The following is a 23,589-nucleotide window of genomic DNA, read 5'->3' on the forward strand; positions in this document are numbered from 1 at the left end:
GTCTCAGCCGGCACCGCGAACATGCTCGCTGGCGCCGGCCTTCATCTGTCGCTCGAGATTGGGGCGGGCCAGCTGATAGAGACCGGGGATGATCATCGGGCTTCCCGTCCGCCTAGCGTAAAGCGCGTTTTGGACGTTACGAGCGGCGGCTTTCGCGCTGTCAGCGTCCATCTTTCCCGCCTTGACCTCCTCTAGATACTTCTCAGCCTCAGCCTTCGTTTGATCCTGGGCTTCGGCCGTATCTTTCTGGCGGAAGTGTTCCCGAATGGCCCAAATCAAAATGGGTGCGGCGGGTGTCACCACGGTCGCCATATCCTGGAACGGGATATTGGTCCTCCAGCAGGCGACGCCGAGGCCGATCGGGACCGCCCAGGCCAGGAAGAGCGCGACGGATCCGTTAAGCCTGCGCAGCTTCCCGTCGTACCAGAGGTTCGTCCGCTGACAGATCAAACGCCCAAGTTCAAGCGAGGCTTCTCCAACCGCCGCCGGATACCAGTCGCGCAGTCCCTTGTCTTTGCGCCGCTTGAACCAGGCCGACGCCGCTTCGTCGATCGTCTCCTCGTCCAAAGGCTTCCCGGCCGCCAGACTGTTCCAAGGCAAAGCCAGGACCGCGCAATCGAACCTTTCCGCGATCTTGGCGCCATAGCGCACAAATCGCCGTTGGGCGCGGTCAAGCACGGCTACGTCGAGCACCGTGATCAAGAGGCTCACCAGCGCGATGGTCGGGCGGGCGCTAGCGATGACCAGGCCTGCGACCGCACCGACCATGGGCAACAGCACCGTCAGGAAAAGCTGGACGATGAAGATGATCTTGGCGTTGTGAAACATTTGCTGGCGAGCGCGGAGAAGCCGCAGGTTCGCCTCAAGGTTCTGAGAGACAGGAATGTCGTTCATCTCGGCGCCAGTCGCTCAAATTTACACTGACAACCTTGGCAGGAGTCTCCGGATGCGGGAACGCGTTTTCGAACCATGGTTGCCGCGTGTCCCCGCGGCTGTTGAGCCGGGACGAGGCGTAGGCTAGGTGCGCAAAACTGGCCGGGTAGCTTCCGTTACCGCCGAGACAGGGGACAAGGGACAACTGATCGACGTGATCAAAACGTGTCTGAGTAGGCGAGCATGTATGTAACGCGCTTCAGCGTCACGACGATCAACCTTGCCTTCGCCCTCGAATGACGGCAGGCCAGTCCTAGTCCGCAGTGCCCGTTGAAGCTGACCGGGAACCTGCGACGCGTCCATTGACCAATCTGCTATCGGCTGATCGAAGCTGAATGCGCAGGCCGGGGACCGACATGCAGTTCATCAACGACGGACCCAATATCCCGTTTGAACTCATTGAAGCTCAGGAGCGCGGCGAAGTGGTCTTCGTTTGCGGAGCGGGCGTATCGCGCTCGGTGGGGCTGCCGTCCTTCGAGCAATTGACGCGGGATGTCTACGCCACCCTTCACGAGGACTGGGTTGGACATCCGGTCGAGGCCGCGGGCATGTCTCCACAGAGCCCAGCCTACGATCGAACCCTGTACGCCCTGCAAGCGCGGCTTGGCGGCGCGGGGCTGCGTCAAGCCGAGCACGCGCGCCGGGAAATCGTCGAGGCGGTTCAACGCGCCCTCGCGCCGCCGCGCGCCCGCCGCTTTGTTCATCATGGCAACATCTTGCGGCTATCGCGCGACGCGGAGATGCGACCGCGCGTGGTGACGACCAATTTCGACACTCTGTTCGAGCGCTCGCGCAGACGGGACAACCTCGGCGCCATCTCCAGCCGCGCCGCGGCGGACATGCCCGGTCCCGGATCGGCCGATTTTGAGGGGGTGTTGCATCTTCATGGACGGATCGCCGACCGCTATCTCGGATTGCCTCGGTCCGATCTTGTTCTGACCAGCGCCGAGTTTGGCGAGGCCTATCTTCGATCGGGCTGGGCCGCGCGCTATGTCTACGATCTAGCAAGAGCCTCAACCCTGGTGATCGTCGGCTATGGCGCGGACGACCCGCCGGTTCGCTACCTTCTGGAGGTCCTCAGCGCCGACCGCAGCCGCTTCAGGGATCTTCAGCCCATCTACGCCTTCGCGCCGGTCGATGAAGGGGCGGCGGTTGGAGATGCAGAGGCGCGCTGGAAACTCCAGGGAGTCATGCCGATCCTCTACACCGCCCGTGATCAGGGCCGTGACCACGCTCTGCTCTATGACACCCTGGCGCTGTGGGCCGACTATCAGGATGACCCCACCGGCTGGCGACGTGCCCGGGCCCGTCAACTCATGGCCGCCGGACCTGAGGCCATGACGGACGGGGATTGGGATCGACTGGCTTGGGCGCTCGGAAGGGGCGACGGCGGCCGAATTCTGGGTGAAGTCAATCCGACGCCCGAGTGGTGGGAGGTCTTACGCGACCGCGCGCTGGTTGGAGGTGAGGGCGCCTACGCGATCGATTGGCTGAGCCAGCGGCTCCAAGACCGTCAGATGTTCCAGCAGATCGTTGGCGACCGAGCGTTGGACCGTGCAACCTTGACCGACCTGACCCACCGACTGAACGTGGCGGAACTCCCTCAGCCCTGGGACACGGCCTGGCGATTGCTCACTCGGCGCCTGAATGCAGGTGGCGTTGCCTGGGATGATGGCTGGCATGGCCTGCTCGGCCGGCTCCGCCGCGGTGACACGGGGCTCGACGTCCGGCGTGGCTTCGCGCGAATCCTGACGCCCAAGCCCACGGTCGAGCGGCCGTTCCGTTGGCCAGACTCCGAAGTTCCAGAGGACCCGCAGGTGGAGCGTCTGCGCGATCTTGCCTCTGTCGGGTTCAAGATCCGGGCCCATGCCGACCTTACGGCCTTGCTGGTGGCTTGGCCGGCCGACAAGGATGAGATCTTGCTTCGAACGCTGCTGCGGGCGCTGTTCGATAGCCTGGAAGAAGCGACCGAGTACGGGTTCGCCGGCACGGGGTACGATCGCGCCTCCAATCAGGTCAAATCCATATCGCCCCACGGCCAGAACCGGCACGCTGAGGGCTTCTATCCCTTGGTGCGCTTGGTCGCAGACCTCCTGCAGCGTCTCTCCGCGACCGATCCCCGCGCCGTCACGGGCTTTGCCGAGGAACTGGCCGCTGCGCCCTACGTCTTGACCCGCCGCCTACATCTGCATGTGTTGACCGCAGATGCGCCCTTCGAGGCCGAGCCCGGCGCCGAGGCTCTCTTGGCGCTCTCCGACGAAGACTTCTGGGGCTCGGAGTTCAAGCGCGAGGTCATGCGTCTGCTTGTGACGCGTTGGAACGCGTTCTCGATTGCATCACGCATCGCGCTGGAGACGCGGCTGACCATCGGGCCGCCCCGAAGCCTCTTTTTGCCCGACCCGTCGCTCGACGAGGAGATCCGAGCGATCTGCGACCTGGAAATCGTTCAACGTCTCGGACGCTTGCGCGAGACGGGCGGTGCGCTTTCGATGAACGGAGCCAAGGCCCTCGACGATCTCCTCTCGGCCCATCCCGCCTGGGAGGAGCGCATGGGCGAGCGCGCCGAGTTCGCCGGATGGTCGGAGTCTCGGATCGGCGAACAGGGGGATGTGGACCTGCTGGCCGGCGTCGAGCCCGAGCGGTTGGTCGACGTGGCGCTGGAGCATGCACAGCGCGACCCGTTCAACCAGGGTGAGATCTGGCGCAAGTTTGCGGGGGCCGAGCCTGGGCGCGCGTTCGACGGATTGGTGGCACAGGCGACAAGTGGCCAATGGCTCGGATGGGCCTGGACACCGTTTTTCTGGGCCATGGCCGAAACGGACGATGCCGAACTCGAACGTCGAGTGGTCGGCTACCTGGTCGACATGCGCAACGAAGATCTCACCGGCTTCGGCGCCTCAGTGGCGAGCTGGATCCAACGACGTGACGGCTTGGCCGCCGTCGAACGCTCCCAACTTCTGAACCTATGGGACAAGTTGTTGGACGTTATCGCCAGCGATGATCGGGAAGCGGTCCTGGACAACGCCGATGCGCTGTTTGAATCGTGGAATCGGGCTCCGGGCCATCTGTCGAAGATCTTGATTGCGGAGCTGTCCAATCGCGGTCCGATTGGCGGCGCTGGACTGCCGGCCGATCTTGCGCCCCGCTTCCAGCGCCTGGTTGATCTCAATGGCGCCCAAGGGCTTCTGGCGAACATGGGCTTGATCTCGCAACTGACGTTCTTACACCAAGTCGATCCAGCTTGGGTCCAAACGACCCTGGTCCCCAAACTCGCCGTCGACCACGCCTGGGCTCCAGATCTTTGGTCGGCGCACGTGCGTAACCGCAGCCTGGGTACCTTGGAACTGATCGGCCAAATCAAGGCAGCCTTCCTTGCCGCCATCGCCGATCCAGCGCGGTTCGGCGCAGCCAATGAGGGGCTCATCGGTCATTTGGTGGCCCTAGCCATCAATCCGATTTCTGATCCGCGTCCCGAAGAATTGCCCACCTGGCCTGAAACTAAACGAGCCTTGGCCAGAACAAGTCACGAGGGGCGGGGGCGGGCGTCATTCCTGATATTCGACCGATTGCGGGATCTTACACCGGCGGCGGGCGCCGCGATCTGGCGGCGCACGCTTGGCCCGGCGTTCCAGGCCATCTGGCCGATGGAGCCGGCGTTACAAAGCAGTGACACATCCCTCTACCTCGTCTGGGCCGCGCAGAAGGCCGGTGAGGCCTTTGCCTACGCGGTTTCGACAATTCGGCCGGCACTGGTCGCCGGGACACGAACCAACTCGCTCTTTGATCTTCTCGACGAAGACAAGGAGGCCCTGCTGAACCAGAACCCTCAAGCAACGCTAGAACTGCTCGACGCGGTGGTCGATCCCGCCCAACCGCCACGTGGCTTGATGGATAGGCTAACCGCCTTGGCGCAGTCTAATCAGGCCATCACGCGAGAACCAAGGTATCGGCGGCTTTTTGGCATTGCTCGGCGCGCGGCGTCATAAACGTCACGGATCGCGACAGTTTCAGGAAAGAGCCTCCTCCGATGAAGCTCGACTCGTCGGCGGAGCGTCCGGTTTCCGGAGCGGAGTCAACGGCAGCAACTGGCGCTGCACAGTCCGAGTTCGCCGTTTCCCAAAGCCGCAATGGCTACTCCCACCCCCGACGAACGTCCTGTCGGCGGCATTCTGGGCACCCAATCGCGTACGTCGGCCGGCGTTCCCGATCGGCGTCACGCCGTTCCTCGGGAGTTAGGACTTCGACAGTGAACCTGTGACCGCAGTTGTTGCAGCGATATGGCGTCGGAATTGGCATCGTTCTACCAATGCTAAGTTGGCCAGATTGTACGATCTCGCGCTTCTCCGTCAGAGACGGTCATCGCGGTGGGGCTCTAGCTCCGTGGGACCCGTGGCTTGCGTAAAGGGCGGCGCACTGTGGGCTTTGCCTTGGCGACCGTCTTCGGTTTCGCCGGTCCGGCCTTGGATTTGCCGACCTTGGTCGCCGTCGGCTTGGCTTTCGCCGCGACAGGTGTTTTGCCCTGTGCAGCGGATTTTGCTGCGAGTTCCAACCTAACTGCTCCGACCACGCGTCGGATGCCAGAAGAGATGTCGAGATAGGCCTTGTCAGCTGGCCGCCATGCAGTGATCGGCTTCCCGTCCGTTGGTAGCAATTTGAAATGCGCCGCCGTTGTAGCCTTCCAGTCGCAAGGCCTTACGACCACTGCGACAACGTGAACGAGGCCTCGTGACCTACGCGACATCGCCCGAGTGAACTCAAGTTTCCAGCAATAAGTACTCGCCAAGTAGTCAGGGCTGAGAAGCGCCACGAAGATATGCGCTTGGCGGAGTTCGCGAGCGATACCTGTGTCCAAGGCGTCGCCGGCGTTAATATCGCCATCGAACCAAGTTGTGACGCCATCGCGCTTCAAGGCGGCGAGGTGGGTTTCGAGCTTCTCGCGCGCGCCTGAATCCTTATGTGAGTAAGAAACGAAAATATTGACCTGCGGCTTTGCGCCTGCACGAGCAGGCGCGCCGGCTCTTAGCGTCGATCCTCGTTGTTGTGCCGCCATAGCGCCCACCCCAATAGCAGCTCGCCGCAGGCCTTACGTACCGGTCAACGGCGAATCAGAGAGGTCGAATAATGCCTCTGTACTCAATCTATGTCTGCGTTTGGACCGGGGGCCAATGCCGCGTACGAAAGCTTTTGACACTACGCCTTGCCGCCGGCGCGTCCTCGAGGGCTTTGCTGGGCTCTTGGTAGCAGGCGGCATCTTTTCAGGACGTCAACGTCCGATTCTCGATCTGGTCCTTCGCCAGCGAAGAAGCACTTTGCCGTTACGAGGTGAGCGTATCGCTCGTGCTGGCTCGGCACGGGTTGGCACGAGCGACCCAACATTCGCCAGAAAGCGGCACTTTTGAGAGTCAGCAATGGGTGGGTAGCGGTCGCGCACCTACGCACATCGCGGTGCAGCTTACAGCTGCCTATGAAGCGCCCGCCGGATCAGCCAGAGATGGAAGGCGTGCACTGCGAGGAAGACGACCGCGCAGAAGGCGACTACCGGTATGACGAGGCCTTCCTGACCAGCCCTCGGTTTTACGAATGCTGCCGCGGCGGCGATGAGGGCCAAGCAGATTGCCGCCAGCACCGGGGTGAATGCGAGCGCGACCTTCCGGGGTGCGGTCCAGTTTACCGAGCCATCCCCCCCCCACTGCATCGGCAGCCGCGGTTGGCTTGCAAAGTGGCGGTCGGCGCGGAGAGACATCGCTGTAAGCAGCGCCACGGCGCTCAGGACGACTACCGCAGCTTCCATCGCTTGCGTCATGGGACCGTTTCCAATCCACCTTAGGTTAAGCCCTCCAACCGAAAGTCCGCAACGGGTCGGGGGCAGAAGGAAGCGCAAAGGCCGCATCCGGACCTTCGCCCCGGGCCCAAGGTCCGGTTGCTGGAGGCGAGTCAATGTCTCCTACTGGCGCAGGCAGGGCTCTGACGGACCGAGTAGGGAGCTGCGGAATGGTGCCCCCGGCCTCGGTCTAGTTCTTCGTTGAAGGTGCGCACGAGGATCTCGGCAACCGGTTCCGAACCAGCAGGACATGCCCGCTATAGATTATGCTTCGGCGGACCCGAAATCGGACGGCGTCCGACGCGGCGAAGGTTCAGTCTGGGCCAGCGCCTGGCGAACGCGATCCAGAAGCTCGACCCGCCGATAAGGCTTGCCGATCACGTCGAGCGAGGGTCGCGCCGGTCCTTCGACCAAGAGATCCTCGTTGTAGCCCGTGGTCAGCAGCACGGGCAACTCCGGGCGCATCCGACGGACCTCCTCGGCGAGCACGATACCATTGCGTCCGCCCGGCATGACGATATCGCTGAATAGCAAGTCGAAGGTGTCGGGCGCGGATGAGAAGACCGCCAGGCCCTCGTCGCCCGACGATGCCGTCGTCACCTGGTAGCCGGCGCTGGCCAGGATTTCGCGAGCCAGCGCCTGGACCTCGGGATTGTCCTCGACCAGGAGGATCCGCGCGCCATCGGCGGCAACCTCGATCGGCCCAGACGCGGGCGAGGCGGCGGGCGGGGCCGGCACGCGTGGCACGGCGTCAGGGGCGACCGGGAAGATCAGGCGGATCAGCGCGCCCTTCCCGGGTTCGCTTTCGATCTCGAGCCGGCCGCGCGATTGCTGCACGAAGCCGTGCGCCATGGCCAGGCCAAGGCCCGTGCCCTTGCCCACGCCCTTGGTGGTGAAGAACGGCTCCATGGCCCGCTCGAGCACGTGGCGCGGCATGCCCTCGCCTTCATCCCGCACCTCGACGGCCACGTAGTCACCGCTGGGCAGTTGCCGAGCCTCGGCGTCGCCGTTGAGATGCAGACTCTTCGTCGTGATCGTCACCACCCCACCGCCGGGCATGGCGTCGCGGGCGTTGATGACGATGTTGAGCAAGGCCATCTCGAAATGGTCGGCGTCGAGCAACACCGCGGGCAATCGTCGCCGCAGATTCAGCTGCACGTCGATCTGGGAGCCGAGCGTGCTCTCCATCAACTCCCCGAAGTTTATGATCAGCTCGGACAGGTTGACGGCCGTCGGTTCCAGCCGGGTCTTGCGGGCAAACGCCAGGAGCTGGCGCGTGAGCTTGGCCCCGCGCTCCGCCGCCGATCGGGCCGCGTCGATGTAGCGAAGGCTCCGGTCGTCCAGCGGGCGCGAGGCCAGGAGCTCCAAGTTGCCGTTGACCACCTGCAGGAGATTGTTGAAGTCGTGGGCCAAGCCGGCCGTCAGCTGACCGATGGCTTCCATCTTCTGGGATTGCCGGTAGGCCTGCTCGCTGTCGCGTCGGCGGCTGACGTCGAGCTGGCTGGCGAAGAAATAGAGCAGCTCGCCGGACGTGTCGTAGACCGGGCCGATGAATACCGCGTTCCAGAAGGGACTGCCGTCGCGCTTGTAGTTGAGGATCTCGAGCGAGATCGCATCGACCTTGGCCACCGCCTCTCGCATTTCGGCGATCACCTCGCGGTCAGACCCCGGCCCCTGCAGGAAGCGGCAGTTGCGGCCGAGGATCTCCGCCTCCTCGTAACCGGTGAGGTCCAAGAAGGCCTTGTTGGCGAAGACGATCGGATTGTCCGGCTTGTTGGGATCGGTCAGGATCATCGGCATCCGGGTCATCTCGACCGCGGCGAAGAAGACGCCACCCCGTTCGTTCAGGTCCGGACGGGTAATGGTGCTTTCTCGCCAATGGCGCCGGCCGGCGGTGCCGAGGGGCTCGGAAGGGCCATCGTCCAAGGTTCCGTTGGCCGGGACGCCGCGGCTCTGGCCGCCGCCTTCGATATCTTCAGGCAGGTCTGGGCGGCTGTGATCGTCGTCGGCGGTCAAGGCAGATTTCCAAGCGGTGCAATGGTGGCCTGCACCAACGCGCGTTCCGGGCCCTGGTTCGCCTCGGCCCAAGCTTTGCGTTGCTGAAGCCTGACTTCGACGGCGACCGGAACTCACGCAAGCTTCACCGCGTTCGCGCCTTTTACAGTCCGGCGGCTTGAGCTAACGCTGGGACCAAAGAGGGTGGGCCGTGGACGTCATGAACGCCGATGCTGAAGGTCTGCCGCGCGCGGCGAGCCGCCAGTTGCAAGGCGGCGGCGCGGTCGGCGACCTGATCCGGGCCTACGACTGGTCCGAGGCCGGCCTGGGCCCAATCGACACCTGGCCGGCGGAGCTCTTCACCACCGTCCAGACGATCTTGTCGTCCCGCGTGCCGATGGTGATCCTGTGGGGGCCCGACGGGCGGCTGATCTACAATGAGGGCTATGCCGAGGTCTGCGGTCCTCGCCACCCGGCCGCGCTGGGCGGCAAGGTCCTGGACATCTGGCCCGAGGCGCGTTTTTTCAATCAGAATATCCTGGATCGCGGCCTGGCCGGCGAAGCGCTCCACTACGCGGCTCAGCCCCTGGAGCTTTGGCGGCTCGGGCGCGCTGAGCAGGTCTGGATGGATCTGGACTACACACCCGTTCGCGATGAGGCGGGACGACCGGTCGGCATCCTGGCGATGGTCTTCGACATCACCCAGCGCGTCGTGGCCGAACAGCAACTGGCGACCAGCGCCCGGCTCTTTGGGTTCCTCGACCAGCTCGGGCAGGCCATCAGCGCCCACAACACCGCCGACGACATCCTGCGGGTCACCACCCGCATGGTCGGCGAACACCTGGGCGTCTCCAACTGCGCCTATGCCGACATGGACGCGGACCAAGACGGTTTCACCATCCAGGGCGACTGGCACGACGCGGCCTCGCCCTCGATCGTCGGCCACTACAGCCTGGCCGACTTCGGAACCTTGGCGGTGCGGGAGTTGGGGGCTGGCCGGCCGCTGATCGTCAACGACAATCTCGCGGAACTGGCCCCGCACGAAGCCAAGACCTTCCAGGACATCGGCATTGCCGCCACCATCTGCATGCCGCTGGTCAAGGCCGGGCGCCTGGTCGCCCTGATGGCGATCCATCACAAGGTCCCGCACCTCTGGACCGACTACGAACTCTCGGTCATCCGCGCAGTGACCGAGCGGTCCTGGGCCCACGTCGAGCGCGTCGGCGCCGAGGCCGCGCTTCGTCGGCAAGAGGAACAGCTGCGCCTGGCCACCGACGCGGCCGAAGTCGGCCTCTGGGACGTGGACGTGGTCGACGACACGCTCTACTGGCCGCGCCGCCTGAAGCGGATGTTCGGTATTGTCACCGATCGCCCCGTCTCGATGGCCGATTTCTACGGGGGCCTGCATCCCGATGACCTCGACGCGACAACCAAGGCCTACGCGGCGGCGGCCGACCCGGCGGTGCGTGAGCTCTACGACGTCGAGTACCGCACGGTCGGTCTGGACGATGGCGTGGTGCGCTGGGTTGCCGCCAAGGGCCGGGGTGTGTTCGATGGCGACCGGTGCCTTCGGGTCATCGGCACGGCGATCGACATCACTGCCCGAAAGGCCGACGAGCAGGCGCTTCAGGAACTCAACGAGACGCTCGAACGCCGCATCGTCGAGGGGATCGCCGAGCGGCGCCTGCTCGTCGACCTGGTCGAGAACACCGACGCCATCATCATCGTCATGGATCACGGATACCGCATCCTGGCGCTCAACCGCGCTGGCATTCAGGCCTTCGAGGACGCCTACGGGGCGCGGCCCAAGGTCGGCGACAACATGCTCGCCCTGATCGGCGACCGGCCCGACGACGTCGCCGAGATCAAGGCCGCGTGGGACCGCGCGCTGGCCGGAGAGGAGTATACCGACGTGCGCGCGTTCGGCAGCGCCGAGCACCAGCGCCGCTGGTTCGAATTGACCTTCCGCAACTACTACGACGCCGAGGGCGATCTAGCCGGCGCCTATCAGTTTGTGTACGACGTGACGGCGCGCGTGGCCGAGCAGCGCCGCTTGGCCGACGCCGAGGAGCAGCTAAGGCAGTCGCAGAAGGTCGAACAATTAGGCCAGCTCACCGGTGGCGTCGCCCACGACTTCAACAACCTGCTGACCCCCATCATCGGCTCCCTGGACATGCTCGGCCGAAGGGGCCTGGGCACCGAGCGCGAGCAGCGCCTGATCGCCGGCGCGCTGCAGTCCGCCGAGCGGGCCAGGACGCTCGTCCAGCGCCTGCTGGCCTTCGCGCGCCGCCAGCCCTTGCAGCCGACGGCGGTCGATACGGCGAGCTTGGTGACAGGCATGGCCGAACTCGTCGCGAGCACGACGGGTCCGCAGGTGCGGGTCGTGACCGACATCGCCCAGGGCCTGCCCATGGCCCATGGCGACCCCAACCAGCTCGAGATGGCCATCCTCAATCTCAGCGTTAACGCCCGCGACGCCATGCCTGACGGCGGCGACCTGAAGATCTCCGTGGCGCCCGAGACGGCGGGCGAAAAGCGGCCGCCGGGCCTGGCCGAGGGCCACTACGTCAAGATCACGGTGGCCGACACCGGCGTCGGCATGGACACCGCCACGATCGAGCGGGCGATCGAACCCTTTTTCTCGACGAAGGGCGTCGGCAAGGGGACAGGCCTTGGTCTGTCGATGGTCCACGGGCTGGTTCAACAGCTGGGCGGCGCCTTGGAGATCACCAGCACGGGCGGATCCGGAACCTGCGTGACGCTCTGGCTGCCCGCGAGCACGGCGTCCGCCCCGGCCGTCGACCTTGGTGAGACCTCCTCCGGTCTCTACGTCAATCGCCTCGGCACGGTGCTTCTCGTCGACGATGAGGAGGTGGTGCGAGCCAGCACCGCCCACATGCTCGAGGAGATCGGCTTCCAGGTGATCGAGACCGGATCGGCCGAACAGGCCCTAGCCGTTTTGCGGAAGCGCGACGACCTGGCGCTGCTGGTCACTGACCACCTCATGCCGGGCATGAACGGCGCCCAGCTGGTTCGCGCGGCCCGGCTTGCCCGGCCCCGCCTGCCGGCGCTGATCATCTCCGGCTATGCCGAGGCCGAGGGGGTGCCGCTGGATATGCCGCGCCTGACCAAACCCTTCCGGGCGCGGGAACTGTCGGACGCCATCGCCACGCTTCGAATCTAGGTCGTCCTAACAGGCCCCGCCCGGCCACGGCGATGGCCCGCCCAGCCCCGATCGCCCGACCCGAGCGTTCTTAACATGAAAGCCAACGCGCGAAGGCGCCCCGGCGGAACCGGGGCGCGGTGTACGCTCAAGCCGGGTTTGGCGAGCGCGCTGGCCGATGGGCCCTATGGTGTTCGGCCTGGCACGCCCCGGGGCCAGGCGCGCCCTAGCGGAAAGGGCGCGTGTCGACGCCTTGTCGTGATGCCTGATCAGACCGCTTTTCGAAGACCATCGCTCGCGGGGCCGAGGATCGGCTGTCGCAACGTCTTGTGGCGCAGTCTCGACAAAGGGAAGGGGGGCCTTGCGGTGCGGCGAAGAAGATTGCCGATGACCTAGCAAGCATGGTTCCGTTGTGTGGTTGAGCAAAGTCCTCGCCGTCGGATCCGGTAAATGCGCACCCGATATAATCGTCCGAGCTGGCATAAGATCTGCGCTGGCGCATTTCTCGCCGCACTGACCTGGACCTCGGCCGAGGCTGGAACTCCTACACCCTTCGCGCCGCCGACCAACGCCGACCTCGTCCTCTACCGCGACGCCATTCTGATTGACGGCACGCGCGCACCCGCGCGTCCGCATATGGACGTGCTGGTCTCGGGCGAACGGATCCTGAGCGTGTTTTCCGACGCGACGCGGCCGGCCGAGACCGCCAAGGCCAAGGTCGTCGACCTGCACGGGAAATACCTGATTCCAGGCCTGATCGACTCGCACGTGCACCTGGCCACGCCGCCCAACCGCCGCCAAGCCGAGGCTATGCTGCGCCGGGACCTCTATGGCGGGGTAACCGCAGTTCGCGACATGGCCGATGACCTTCGCGCCCTAGGCGACATCACGCGGGCCAGCCGGGTCGGCGAGATCGCAGCGTCGGACGTCTACTACGCCGCGCTGATGGCCGGCCCCGACTTCTTCACCGACCCGCGCACGGCTCAGACCACGGCTGGCGGGGAGCCGGGCCAAGTGCCGTGGATGCAGGCGGTTACCGATCAGACGAACCTGCCGCTGGCCGTCGCTCGGGCGGCCGGAACCTCGGCCACGGCGATCAAGCTTTATGCCGACCTGGATTCGGTGCTGGCCGGCCGGATCACGGCCGAAGCCCATCGTCAGCACCTGAGGGTCTGGTCCCACGCCACGCTCTACCCGGCCAAGCCTTCGGAGGTGGTCGCCGCCGGCGTCGAGGCGATCTCCCATGCCTGCCTGCTGGTTCGTGAGACCGATCCGCAGGTTCCCCGGTGGGCGCAGCCGCGCCACCCGGTCGATCTCGACACGTTCAGGGCAGGCGACAATCCGGTGCTGGCGCGGCTGTTTGCGGTCATGGTCGCGCGCGGGACGATCCTCGACGCGACGGTGTGGACCTATGGCGCCGCGCCGCCTGCCGGCCCCAGCAGCACGCCGCCTCTGAAGCCGGGATCCTGCGACGACGTCGTGGGCGGCGCGATCACCCACCAAGCCTACCGGGCCGGGGTCCAGATCTCAGCCGGGACAGACAACGTCGCGCCGGCGAGCGATCTCTGGCCGGACCTGTTTCACGAACTGTCGGCGCTGGTCGATCGCGCCGGCCTGCCGCCCGACGCCGTGATCCGCTCGGCGACCCTGATTGGCGCAAGGGCGGCCGGGCAGGAGCGAGATATGGGCACCCTGGAGGCTGGCAAGCTCGCCAACATGATCGTGCTGTCCAAGGACCCCCTGGCGTCGATCGACAATCTGAAGACGGTGGTGATGACCGTGAAACGCGGGCGCGTCTTCACGCGTGATGACTTCGTTCCACTGCGAGAAGACGACATCACGGACTTCTGACGCCTGTGCTTCCGATGCCTACTCCGCCACGCTCACCCCAGCGGAGTGGGCGGCTCCGAAGGTCAGGTTTCTGGCACTGTCCTAAGGTCGGCTACTGGCGCATGCTCAGCTTAGCGCGCCTTCGATCCCGTATTGTAGACACGACCTTGGCAGAGCGGCTTCAGGCGTCAACAGAGGTAGGTGCGATAGGCGCCGGTGTCCGGCTCCGGACCGTCCAGGGCCCAGGAGTCCGGCGCAGAGGCGCCGTTCTCGTAGGTTCGTACGAAGACACCCGCCGCCAGCTGTGTGGTGAAAACCCAGGCCGGCCGGCCGGTGAACTCCCACCGGCCGGCGCCGCCGCGCTGGACGGTCAGCGTGCCCGTGACGCCATTGGCGAACCTGTACTGCAGAGTCGAGCCTGGGGCTGTCCAGCACGTCGAATAGGAAACGGCGCCCTTGGCGTCATAGACGTCGTATCCGGCGCCATTGCGGAAGCTCCACTGGAAAAGATCCGGCGACTCGGCCGCCAGGGTCAGCTTGTAGGGCTTGGCTGCGTTCTGGCGGCCAACCGCCAGAAGATAGATTCCGTCCTTGGGCAACACTGCAATCAGCTTTGTCAGATCGACGTCATCGGCCTTCAGCATCTCCGCGCCCTCGGGCGTATAGAGGGTGATGGCGTGCCCCCCGGACCCGGGCGCGCCGGCGCTGGCCTGCAGAACCGAGCCGGATTCGCCGATGAAGGCGAACAGATCGACGGACGCCCCGACCTTTCCGGCCGGCCGCGCGATGGACTTGCCAACCTCGGCGGTCAGCACCCCCGGCGGCGGCGTGAACTTGGGCAGCGCCGGCGGCGCGACCGGGGGCTTGGGGGGAGGCTTGGTCGTCGCCGCCGCCGGCGCCTGGGCCGCCATGAGCTTGACGGGAGGCGGCGCCGGCGATGGCGGCTCCCATTTGATGTAGGGCCGTCGGTCGGTGTCGATCTTCAGCCGGTAGGATGTGACTGGCGGATCGCCCTTTGACCAGACGCTGACGACATAAGTCCCCGCCGTATTGATCGGCACGGAGAGCTGGCGCTCGGGGTTCTTCTGGCTGGTCGCGGCGACGTACCTATTGTTGGGATTGGCGACGAGAAGAATGATTTCCTTTGAAGCCTCCAACATCTCCAGGCGCAATGTTTCGCCGGCCTCGAGCGGGACGGCGAGGTATTCGGTCTGGTTCAGGCTGTCACCGTTGTCGAGCATGTCGAGGTCGCTCTCGACGATCTGAGGCGCGGCGATCACGTGAGGCGTCTTCGACGTCGTCCTGCGCCAGGGGGCGAGGACGCGCACGGCCGGGTCGCGCGGCTGGACAGCGTCGGGCTTCGCCGACGCCAGCAGCGGGCGGGCCGCCGCCGCCCGCAACGCCGGGTTGGCCGCAAGGACCCTGGTGTTGGCGGCGAAGGCTTCGGCCACCATGCCAGCCAGCCCGCCCGGTGCGCTCTTGCGCTCCATCGCCTCGCGGGTGGACAGCCGTCCGATCTCGGTCCCGGTCGCGCGGTCGGTCAGGATCCATTCCACCGCGACCTCGACCTTGCCGCTGATGGTGTCGGTGTTGCCAAAGCCGATATTGGGCAGGCACACGTCCGCCAGCGAGACGCGGGCGACCCCCGCCACCTCGACGGGCGCCGAGCCTGACGCGTTCACCGCAATTCCCGCCTTAGTCAGCTCCTCGCGCAGGCGTGCGTCGCTTTCGCCGGTAGTGAAGGCGCGGCGCATCGCCGAGCCCGTCGTCGGACCTTGCTTGATGCAGATCGCGCCGCCTTTCAGCACCGTGGTCGACTGTTGTTCCACGGGGGCGGCGGCCATCGGTTTCAGGGAGACGGTCAGGACCTGGGCCTGGGTGGCGCTCGCCGCGGCGAGCGTCGCGGCGGCTCCGAACAAGGCAAGGCGACTCATTGAGCGCGCCCCTGCTTGCGGCGCTCGCGGAAGAAGGCCTCCGTGTCGGCCTGGGCCTTGGCGTTGGCCTGTGCAGTCTTGGCGGCCAGTTCGACCTTCTTCCTGGCCTCCTCGGCCAAGGTCTTCTTTACCTGCTCGTCCCAGACCTTGCCGGCGTCGCGCAGCGAGGTGTCGGCCTTGATGGTCAGGGCGGGCTTGCTGACCTGCGCAGGCGCTTTGGGGCGCGCGGTAGGCGGCGGGGCGGTCTTGGCCATCGCGGCAGGGGCGTTGATCCGCATCTTGGCGTAACGACCGCGTGCGGTGAGATCGTCGATCAGGTTGGGGGCGATGGCCTTGGTCAGGCCGGGCCAGGCCGAACGGGTCAGAGCGTAGCGCGTCGGATCGGACCGGTGCGTGTAGCCGTCCAGCCGAGCGGCATAGGCCTGAAACGGCTCGGGCCCGATCGCATCGCAGCCCATGTTGGTGGTGTAGTATCGCATGCCTTGGCCGCGCATCCACGTGGCGTGGGCCGAGTTGGCGTCGGCGAGCAGCTTGTGGAATTCGGCCATGGTCGGTGGAAACGGCGCCTTGAACAGGTCGGTAACGAACTGTCTGACGAGGCCCTCCTCCGGCGCCACGCAGTAATAATACAGCTCGCTCGGCAAGGCGTAGGGGACACCATAGGCGGGCATCCAATTGACCTCCTCGAAGGTCTTGCCCGAGCGCGTGAGCAGTTCGAGCACATAACGAGGCGCGCCCTCGGGGCTCGCTTGGCAGGCGGCGAAAGAGCGATGGATCGAGCTGTATTTTGTCGACAGGAAGGCGAACCACTCATCAGCCATCGCTGTACTGGACATGTTGGCTTCGGCCTCGAACGCGAAGGCCCTGCTGTAGATATAGGGATTGGAGCCGCCTCTATTCGAGGTGTACTCGCATCGCATCACCCAGCGGGTCTTGCCTTGCGCGGAGGCCTCGCCGGCCGTTAGGGCAAGCCCCAGGACCATCAGCAAAAGAGCCCAGAATCCACCAAACCGCATCGTCCCTCCCGGCCGTATAACGATGGTCCCTCACGCGCCTTAGGTGGACGATCCTGGTTGCGGCAGTCAACACCGACGCTAGCGACGAAAGCGGGCGGAGGCCTGTCGCCTCCACCCGTTAATGACGTCTCGACCTGGTTAGGAGGAGGCTAAATCGCAACTCCGCCCAGGGTCGCTCGCCAGCGGCTCCCGTGGCTACACGTCCAGAAACCGGAGTGGTGCCAAGGGCCGCTCATGCCGCAGCTCTGTCGCCGCAGCGGCGGCGTTATCAGACCCGTACGCCTCCAACCTCACTAGCGAGCGGTTGCAGCGCAGTCATCTCTACGTCGGACAGAGTCATCGTAGCGGCGGCGACATTTTCCTCGAGGCGTTGGCGACGCCGCGTGCCGGGGATCGGTACCGTACTCACGCCCAGTCTACGGGACTGGGTATGGAGCCACGCCAGGGCAGTTTGCGCAGGGGTGACGCCTCGCGCGGTGGCCAGGGACGCCACCGCGTCGACGAGCTGATCATTGCGCTCCAGGTTTTCCGGGGCGAAGCGCGGGAAGTTCAGACGAGCATCTCCCTGCGGCAAGGATCTAGCGAAACCGCGGGACGTCAACAGCCCGCGCCCGAGCGGAGCAAAGGGCACAAGCGTCACGCCCAGTTCGATCGCCAGCGGTACGATGTCGTCCTCAATGTCGCGGCTGAACAGCGACCATTCCGATTGCAGGGCGACGATCGGATGGATCGCATGGGCCTGGCGCAGTTCGTCGGGTTCGACCTCGCACAGGCCCAGTTGGCGCACCTTGCCGGCGCTCACCAAGTCCGCCATCGCGCCGACGGACTCGGCCAGCGGCACGGCCTTGTCGCGGCGATGCATGTAGTAGAGGTCGATGACCTCGACCCCGAGGCGTTTCAGCGAGCGCTCGACGGCCGCACGGATGTGTTCGGGGCGGTTGCTGAGGCTCCAGTCGTCGGGCGTCTGCGGCGTGCGGACATAGCCGAACTTGGTGGCGACCAGGGCCGTGCCCCGGTTCCTGCGCAGGAAATCCGCCAGGAAGGCCTCGTTGGCGCCCAGCCCGTACATGTCGGCGGTGTCGAACAGGGTGACACCGAGGTTCAGGGCGCGGTCTAGCGTGGCGCGGGCCTCGGTCTCGTCGGTCGCGCCGTAAAACTCGCTCATGCCCATGCAGCCCAGGCCCTGGGCGCCGATGGAGGGGCCGCCCCGCCCGAGTTCGACCTTGGGAAGCGCGTGCGAAATGTTCGTCATGGAAAGGCTCCGAATGAATGACGAACAGCTCTATAAGTGTGGACCATGGTCCATGGTCAAGGAGGCGCCGGCATGCTGATCTCGGAGTTCGCCCGCGTCGTCGGCCTGCCCGTCGACACCGTCCGGTTCTATGTCGGGAAGGGACTGCTGCGGCCCGAACGGGGCGGTAAGGGCGGCGGCAATCCGTACCAGGTCTTCACCCGCGACGACGTCACCGCCGCCCGCATGATCCGCCTGCAGCAATCGCTCGGCTATTCGCTGCGGGAGATCGCGGCGCTGAACGAGGAATACCGGGCGGGCGGCGGCGGTGACGAGCGTACGGCGCAGGTCCTGCGTCTTCAGATCGAGCGCCTGTTGCAACGCCGGGCCGAACTCGACGCCGGTCTCGACTTCCTGCAGGGCAAGCTCGACTGGCTGGCGGCGGGACGCCCCGGCGACGTCCCGCGCCTGGAGGACTATCTCTGCCGCGCCGAGGCCGCCAGTTCCGAGAGCCCTTCGGCCAGGGAGACGACCGGCGCATAGCCGAGTTCACGCCGAGCCTTGCCGATGTCGAGCGTCACCTCCACGGCCGAGGCGGCGAAGCCTTGCAGGGTGAGCGGTACAGGCTTTCCACCCCGCGAGAGCAGGCCGATCAGGTCGCCCACGGCCGCGACGGCGCGCACCACACCGCGCGGAACGACCTTGTCCGGCGCCGCCATGCCTTGCGTCTCCAGCAGCGCCGAGACGAACGTCCGGAACGCCATCGGCTCGTCGTCCGACAGGAAATAGACCTCGCCGCCGCGCCCGGCCCGCAGTGCCAGATCGACGCCGTGACAGAGATTGTCGATATGGGTGGTCGAGGTCCGATAGCCGCCGCCATCGATCCACGCCAGCTGGCCAGAGCGGGCGGCCTCGACCAGCGTCGGCAGGGCCGTCGTGTCGTCGCGGCCCCAGACGAAGCGCGGGCGCACGACGACGACCGCGAAGGTCTCGTCGTTCATGGAGAGGGCGATCCTCTCGGCGGCGATCTTGCTGCGCGAATAGGAACCGGCCGGCCGGGCCGGATAGGGCCGGGTCTCGTCGACGTTCCTCAGCGGCCGCCCGTCGCTCAGCACCGACTCCGTGCTCAGGTGCACGACGCGGCGCACGCCCGCGGCCCGGGCGGCGCGAAGGACGGTCCGGGTTCCCTCGGCGTTGGTGCGCATCTGCGCCGCGCCGCCATGGCCGTGGTCGGTGTCGGCGGCCGCGTGGATCAGGGCGTCGCAGCCGGCCATGGCCTGGCCGATCCCCGGATCGAGGACGTCGCCGACCACGGCGATCGCGCCCAGGGCCCGCAGGCGGTCGGCGGCCTCGGGGCTGCGCACCAGGGCGACGGCCTCGACGCCGTCGCTCAGGAAGCGGCGCACCAGATTGCGGCCGACATAGCCGGCCGCGCCGGTCACGAAGAGGCGTCGCGGGCAGGCGCGCGCGCTCGTCGCCGCGCCGAGGTCGGCGGAGGAAGGGTTGGTCATGGTCTTGAAGTCCGGTTTGGGGGAGGGGTCAGTCGCCCGTCGGCGGCGGGCCGTCCTGCGGCGTCGCCGAGGACAACCATTCGATCTCGCGAACGATCCTGTCGCGCTCGGCCGGCGGGAAGTGGTGGAAGTCCAGGAATTCGAGAAACTTCAGGCCCTCGAGGGCGAGATAGGCCAGCAGGGCCCCGCGCGGCGCGGCCGAGGTGTCGAGCACGCGGGCGACGACTCCGGCCTGGTTGGCCTGCATCTTCCGGCGCAGGTCGGCGTCCAGCACCAGGGCGGCGCTGAGGTTCAGGGCGACGGCGCGGAAGTCCTCGGGCGGGGCGTGGGCGCCGCCGCGTATCCGCCCGCGGATGACGGGGCTGTCCTGGCCCGCCAGTTCGGCTTCCAGCGCCGCGTGACGGGCGTTGTCGGCCGCGAACGAGCGATCGACCACCGCCTCGATCAGCGCCTGCTTGGTCTTGAAGTCGTAGATCACCGTCGCCTTGCCGACCCCGGCCTCCTTGGCCACGGCGTCGAGCGTCAGGTTGGCCGCGCCGTCCCGCGCGACGACGCGCTCGGCGGCGTCGAGAATGACCTGCTGGTCGATGACGCGTTTGCGTCCCATCTTGGCTCCATTCATAACCGACCGGACGGTTATAAATGAGAGTGGCTGTCGGTCAAGGCTCAGCAGCGTCGCCGCGGAAGCTGCCGCCTCCTAGGCACCGCGCAGTCGCCAGGCGCGCCTTCCGCCAACGTCTTGTTCCTGGACGCGTGCCAAGGTCAGCTTCTGGCGCGATCCGGCCGGCGAAGCAGACCTTCGGATAGACGGAGAGGGGTGGTGAGCTGACTTTAAGGTGATAGAATTCCGACGATGACGGAGGATCGATATGACGCAGTCGTTCGCAACAATCGCGATCATTGGCGGCTTTCTGATCTGCATCGCTACCGCGCTCGTCCTCGCCCTCAGTTCCAAGTCCAAAACACCTGACGCGTAGTCGTCAACGTCTGTCTGGGGTCGGAGATAGCCGCTGGCGTCGAAGAGCGAATGTCCGGGAACCGGATGAGCGCAAAGGGCCGCTCTGCGGCGCCTGAACGTGAAGAGCCGAAATATGGTAAGATGAGGCGAGGGGAGTAGCCAATTCGCAGGAGGCGAACATGGCTCAATTTGACCTCTTCCTTCCGCCCAAGCGGCCTTGGAATACCGCGCGCATTATCGGCCCTAAGCCGCCATTCAAGCCCAAGCATATCTGGGGAATTCGCCAACAGCTGAAGGCCAACGGTCGAGTACGCGACCTGGCGATGTTCAACTGCGCGATCGACGCCAAGCTCAGAGGCTGCGACCTGGTGAAATTGCGTGTCAGCGACGTGGCGCCAGGCGGACTAATTCGGCCGCGTGCGATGATCATCCAGCAGAAAACGGGTCAGCCCGTTCCCTTTGAGATCACGGAGCCAACGCGAGATGCTCTGGCCACGTGGATCAAGGTTCGCGGCCGCCGCCACGACGATTGGTTGTTTCCCAGCCGCAGCCGGCCGGGCGGGCACGTCAGCACCCGGCAGTACGCCCGACTTGTCGATAAGTGGGTGTCTATGATCGAGCTCGAGCCGCGAGCGTACGGAACGCACAGCCTCAGACGAACGAAGGTCGCGCTGATCTACAAGAAAACGGGCAACCTGCGGGCCTGCCAACTTCTTCTCGGCCACCGCAAGCTGGAGAGCACGGTTCGATATCTCGGCATCGAGGTCGACGACGCGCTTGAGATGTCCGAGGCCATCGATCTGTAGATCGCGCGCCCTGGAGCTGGGGCCTTGACTTGCAATTCTATACGCCGTCCCTGGAAGGTCGTGTTCCCGCAGCCGGCCAAAGGGCGGCTATTGGGGCTTAGCGGCAACGGTAGCCGCGATAAGGCCCGGTCTTCGGCTCGGGCATGTCCAGACTCCAGGAAACGGGCGTGCGGCCGTCCGCGTACGTCCGCACGAAGACGCCTTCTGTCAGTTTGGTGGTGAAGGGCTTTTGCCCCTGGCCCTCGAATTCCCAAACGCCGTCGCCGCCGCGCTGGACACTCAAGGTCCCCTTGAAACCGTTGGCGAAGGTGTAGCGCAGGGTCGCGCCCGGCGCCGTCCAGCAGCTTGAGAAGGACAGCGCGCCCTTGTCATCATAAACCTCGTAGCCCGCCAGGTTACGGAAGCTCCATTGGAAGAGGTCTGGTGAATCCGCGGCCAGGGTCAGCTTGTAGGGCTTGGCGGCGTTCTGACGGCCAACCGCGAGCAGGTAAATGCCATCCTTAGGCAGCACAGCGGTCAGTTCAGCCTGATCGACGCCCTCGGCCGTCAGCATTTCATCGCCTTCGGGCGTGTAGAGCGTGATGGTGTGGCCGCCTGCGGTCGGTCCGCCAGCGCTGACCTGCAGCACTGAACCGGACTCGCCAGCGAAGGCGAAAAGATCGACCTCGGCGCCAACCTTTCCGGCGGGTCTAATGATCGACTTTCCGATTTCAGCCGCGAGCACGCCAGGCGGCGGGGTGAGCTTGGGCATGGGAAGCGGCGCGGGCCTTTTGGGCGTCGCCGCAGGCGTGGTCGAGCCGGCCAGCTGCGCTCCCTTGGGCGGTTCGGGCTTCGACGGCGGCTTGGGCGGTTCGGCAACGGCTGCGGCCGTATCTCCCGGCAAGGACGGCGGCGTGGCGCCCATGCCGAAGGACATAAGGTACTTGCCGATGTGCGCTGGCCCCTTGGAGTTCACCAGGAGGAAGTAGGTTCCATCGGCGGGCAGGATCGCGACCACGGGAGCGTCCTTAGCCGTCCCTCGCGCCAGCACCTTGCCGTCCGAACCAGGCCCTCGGAATAGGACTTCGAAGTCAGGAAGGTCGGTGCGGACGCGCACGCTCACCGTCTCGCCGGCCCGGCCGGTAAAGGCGAAGTGCTCGGCGTTCCAGTTCGCCAGCACCCGGAAGTCCGACGTGGAGATGTCGCTAGCGACGGTTTCTCCAGGCCGGATCAGAACTGGCTTGTTGAAGGTGGTCGACCGCTTGGGATCGACCGTCAGGTTCTGGGCGTGAGCGGTGCCGGCGAGGACGAACGTGGCGGCCAGTAGGAGCGCGCGCATCATTGGGCTCGTCCCTGGCGACGGCGCTCCACGAAGAAGGCCTCCCACTCAGCCTTGGCCTTGGCGTCGGCCTGGGCGGTCTTCGCCGCCAGTTCCACCTTCTTCCTCGCCTCGTCAGCCAAAGCCTTCTTCACCTGCGCGTCCCAGGCCTTGCCGACGTCGCGAAGGGAGGTGTCGGTCTTGATCGTGAGGCTGCCGCCTGTCGAGGCGACGGGTGGTTTCGGCTTGGGTGTCGGTACTGTTTTCTGTTCGGCCAGCGCGCCGTCGGGCTTGAACGGGATATCGAAGATCCGGCCTCCGGAGCTCGAATGGTCGATCTCGTCGAGCGCCAGGGCGTTCAGCCGCTCGCGGGTGCGCGCTTTCAGGCACCTGGGCGCGCCCTCGATCTTGTTGGCCTCCAGGTAGCTCCTGAACGCCTCGCGCTCGATGGCGAAGCTCTCACTGAGCTGGACCTGGAAGACAGGCGTCTTGCCGTAGTCGCCGGGGTTGTAGAATCGCGCCGAAGGCACGGTCAGGCACTGCATATAGATCGGCTTGGAACTGAGTGGCGGCGGCGCCTTCAGGAGATCCGCCGCGCTGGGCGTCCAGTGCAGGTTGGTCGAGCGGCCGTCGGACTCGCGGAAGAAGCGGTCGTGCGCTCTGGAAGCGTTGGACTTCGGAGTCCCGGTGGCGTTGCTCATACTACAGCCCGAGACGTAGAGACTGCCCGCGCCCAGAGGCTGGACGGTCTTGCGGACGTAGGCTTCGAACAGCTCCGCATAGCCATCCTGTTCGACGCCGTCGGTCCACTCGAACTCGTCCGAGTAGTAGGTGTGGCCGTTCTGGACCTCGCCCAGAGATGGATGGGGAACGTGTTGTTCTGGCACGAACTCGAACGTCCAGCAGGCCAGTGAACCTGCATTCGCCGCGCCGGCGAACATGCAGGCGCCAAGCGACAACAGCGCCAGCGCGATCCGTTTCAAGCTCAAGCCCATCCCCCATAGCGCCCGGTGAGCATTTCACGACGTCGGACGAATGCTAGATCTATAACGTCGTTTGATCAAAGCGCGCGGGGCTGATCCGAGGAGCCGGAG

General features: G+C 65.8%; 16 protein-coding genes. 5 read left to right on the top strand and 11 right to left on the bottom strand.

The window, feature by feature from the left end; genetic code table 11:
- Window positions 1–3: 3 nt before the first annotated feature.
- Window positions 4–894 carry an S-4TM family putative pore-forming effector gene (locus AC1RUS_RS03845; protein WP_492913218.1) on the bottom strand — a complete coding sequence of 297 codons (891 nt, stop codon included), beginning with the start codon at window positions 892–894 and terminating at the stop codon, window positions 4–6.
- Between the two features lie 395 nt (window positions 895–1,289).
- Here AC1RUS_RS03845 and AC1RUS_RS03850 point away from each other — a divergent pair, with 395 nt between their 5' ends.
- A complete protein-coding gene (locus AC1RUS_RS03850; protein WP_492913220.1) occupies window positions 1,290–4,919 on the top strand; it encodes an SIR2 family protein in 3,630 nt (1,209 codons plus the stop codon).
- A gap of 386 nt (window positions 4,920–5,305) precedes the next feature.
- Here AC1RUS_RS03850 and AC1RUS_RS03855 read toward each other — a convergent pair whose 3' ends face one another.
- The 3 genes from AC1RUS_RS03855 to AC1RUS_RS03865 form a co-directional block, all read right to left on the bottom strand.
- Window positions 5,306–5,983, bottom strand: a complete 678-nt coding sequence (locus AC1RUS_RS03855) for a toll/interleukin-1 receptor domain-containing protein (protein ID WP_492913222.1) — start codon at window positions 5,981–5,983, stop codon at window positions 5,306–5,308.
- 402 nt (window positions 5,984–6,385) lie between these two features.
- Window positions 6,386–6,736: a hypothetical protein gene (locus AC1RUS_RS03860; RefSeq protein ID WP_492913224.1), complete on the bottom strand. Its 351-nt coding sequence runs from the start codon at window positions 6,734–6,736 to the stop codon at window positions 6,386–6,388.
- A gap of 282 nt (window positions 6,737–7,018) precedes the next feature.
- Window positions 7,019–8,770, bottom strand: a complete 1,752-nt coding sequence (locus AC1RUS_RS03865; RefSeq protein WP_492913226.1) for a histidine kinase famiy protein — start codon at window positions 8,768–8,770, stop codon at window positions 7,019–7,021.
- 199 nt (window positions 8,771–8,969) lie between these two features.
- Between AC1RUS_RS03865 and AC1RUS_RS03870 the strand changes: the two genes are divergently transcribed.
- On the top strand, window positions 8,970–11,933 hold the full coding sequence (locus AC1RUS_RS03870; RefSeq protein WP_492914133.1) for a PAS domain-containing protein: 2,964 nt from the start codon (window positions 8,970–8,972) through the stop codon (window positions 11,931–11,933).
- Window positions 11,934–12,362: 429 nt separating this feature from the next.
- The gene (locus AC1RUS_RS03875) at window positions 12,363–13,763 is read left to right on the top strand and encodes an amidohydrolase family protein (RefSeq protein WP_492913228.1); all 1,401 of its coding nucleotides are present in this window, start codon (window positions 12,363–12,365) and stop codon (window positions 13,761–13,763) included.
- A gap of 167 nt (window positions 13,764–13,930) precedes the next feature.
- On the opposite strand, the gene AC1RUS_RS03880 is transcribed toward AC1RUS_RS03875, so the two are convergent.
- The 3 genes from AC1RUS_RS03880 to AC1RUS_RS03890 all read right to left on the bottom strand — a co-directional run bounded on the left by AC1RUS_RS03880 (window position 13,931) and on the right by AC1RUS_RS03890 (window position 17,944).
- A complete protein-coding gene (locus AC1RUS_RS03880) occupies window positions 13,931–15,676 on the bottom strand; it encodes a hypothetical protein (RefSeq protein WP_492913230.1) in 1,746 nt (581 codons plus the stop codon).
- Window positions 15,673–16,665, bottom strand: coding sequence for a hypothetical protein (locus AC1RUS_RS03885; protein ID WP_492913232.1), 993 nt, complete (start codon window positions 16,663–16,665; stop codon window positions 15,673–15,675). The genes AC1RUS_RS03880 and AC1RUS_RS03885 overlap by 4 nt, the downstream gene beginning before the upstream one ends.
- A gap of 295 nt (window positions 16,666–16,960) precedes the next feature.
- Complete coding sequence (locus tag AC1RUS_RS03890) at window positions 16,961–17,944, bottom strand: aldo/keto reductase (RefSeq protein ID WP_492913234.1); 984 nt, start codon at window positions 17,942–17,944, stop codon at window positions 16,961–16,963.
- A gap of 72 nt (window positions 17,945–18,016) precedes the next feature.
- On the opposite strand from AC1RUS_RS03890, the gene AC1RUS_RS03895 reads away from it, so the two are divergent.
- Window positions 18,017–18,466, top strand: a complete 450-nt coding sequence (locus AC1RUS_RS03895) for a MerR family transcriptional regulator (RefSeq protein ID WP_492913236.1) — start codon at window positions 18,017–18,019, stop codon at window positions 18,464–18,466.
- On the opposite strand, the gene AC1RUS_RS03900 is transcribed toward AC1RUS_RS03895, so the two are convergent.
- The gene (locus tag AC1RUS_RS03900; RefSeq protein WP_492913238.1) at window positions 18,400–19,434 is read right to left on the bottom strand and encodes an NAD-dependent epimerase/dehydratase family protein; all 1,035 of its coding nucleotides are present in this window, start codon (window positions 19,432–19,434) and stop codon (window positions 18,400–18,402) included. The two genes, AC1RUS_RS03895 and AC1RUS_RS03900, sit on opposite strands and share 67 nt — an antisense overlap.
- A 28-nt stretch (window positions 19,435–19,462) precedes the next feature.
- Window positions 19,463–20,041, bottom strand: a complete 579-nt coding sequence (locus tag AC1RUS_RS03905) for a TetR family transcriptional regulator (RefSeq protein ID WP_492854066.1) — start codon at window positions 20,039–20,041, stop codon at window positions 19,463–19,465.
- Window positions 20,042–20,571: 530 nt separating this feature from the next.
- Between AC1RUS_RS03905 and AC1RUS_RS03910 the strand changes: the two genes are divergently transcribed.
- Window positions 20,572–21,198, top strand: a complete 627-nt coding sequence (locus AC1RUS_RS03910; protein WP_492913240.1) for a site-specific integrase — start codon at window positions 20,572–20,574, stop codon at window positions 21,196–21,198.
- Window positions 21,199–21,295: 97 nt separating this feature from the next.
- Here the strand turns inward: AC1RUS_RS03910 and AC1RUS_RS03915 are convergent, their stop codons facing one another.
- On the bottom strand, window positions 21,296–22,519 hold the full coding sequence (locus AC1RUS_RS03915; protein ID WP_492913242.1) for a hypothetical protein: 1,224 nt from the start codon (window positions 22,517–22,519) through the stop codon (window positions 21,296–21,298).
- Window positions 22,516–23,484: a hypothetical protein gene (locus AC1RUS_RS03920; protein WP_492913244.1), complete on the bottom strand. Its 969-nt coding sequence runs from the start codon at window positions 23,482–23,484 to the stop codon at window positions 22,516–22,518. The genes AC1RUS_RS03915 and AC1RUS_RS03920 overlap by 4 nt, the downstream gene beginning before the upstream one ends.
- Window positions 23,485–23,589: the final 105 nt, after the last annotated feature.

It is taken from the genome of Caulobacter sp. GW821-FHT10F06 (assembly GCF_058809215.1).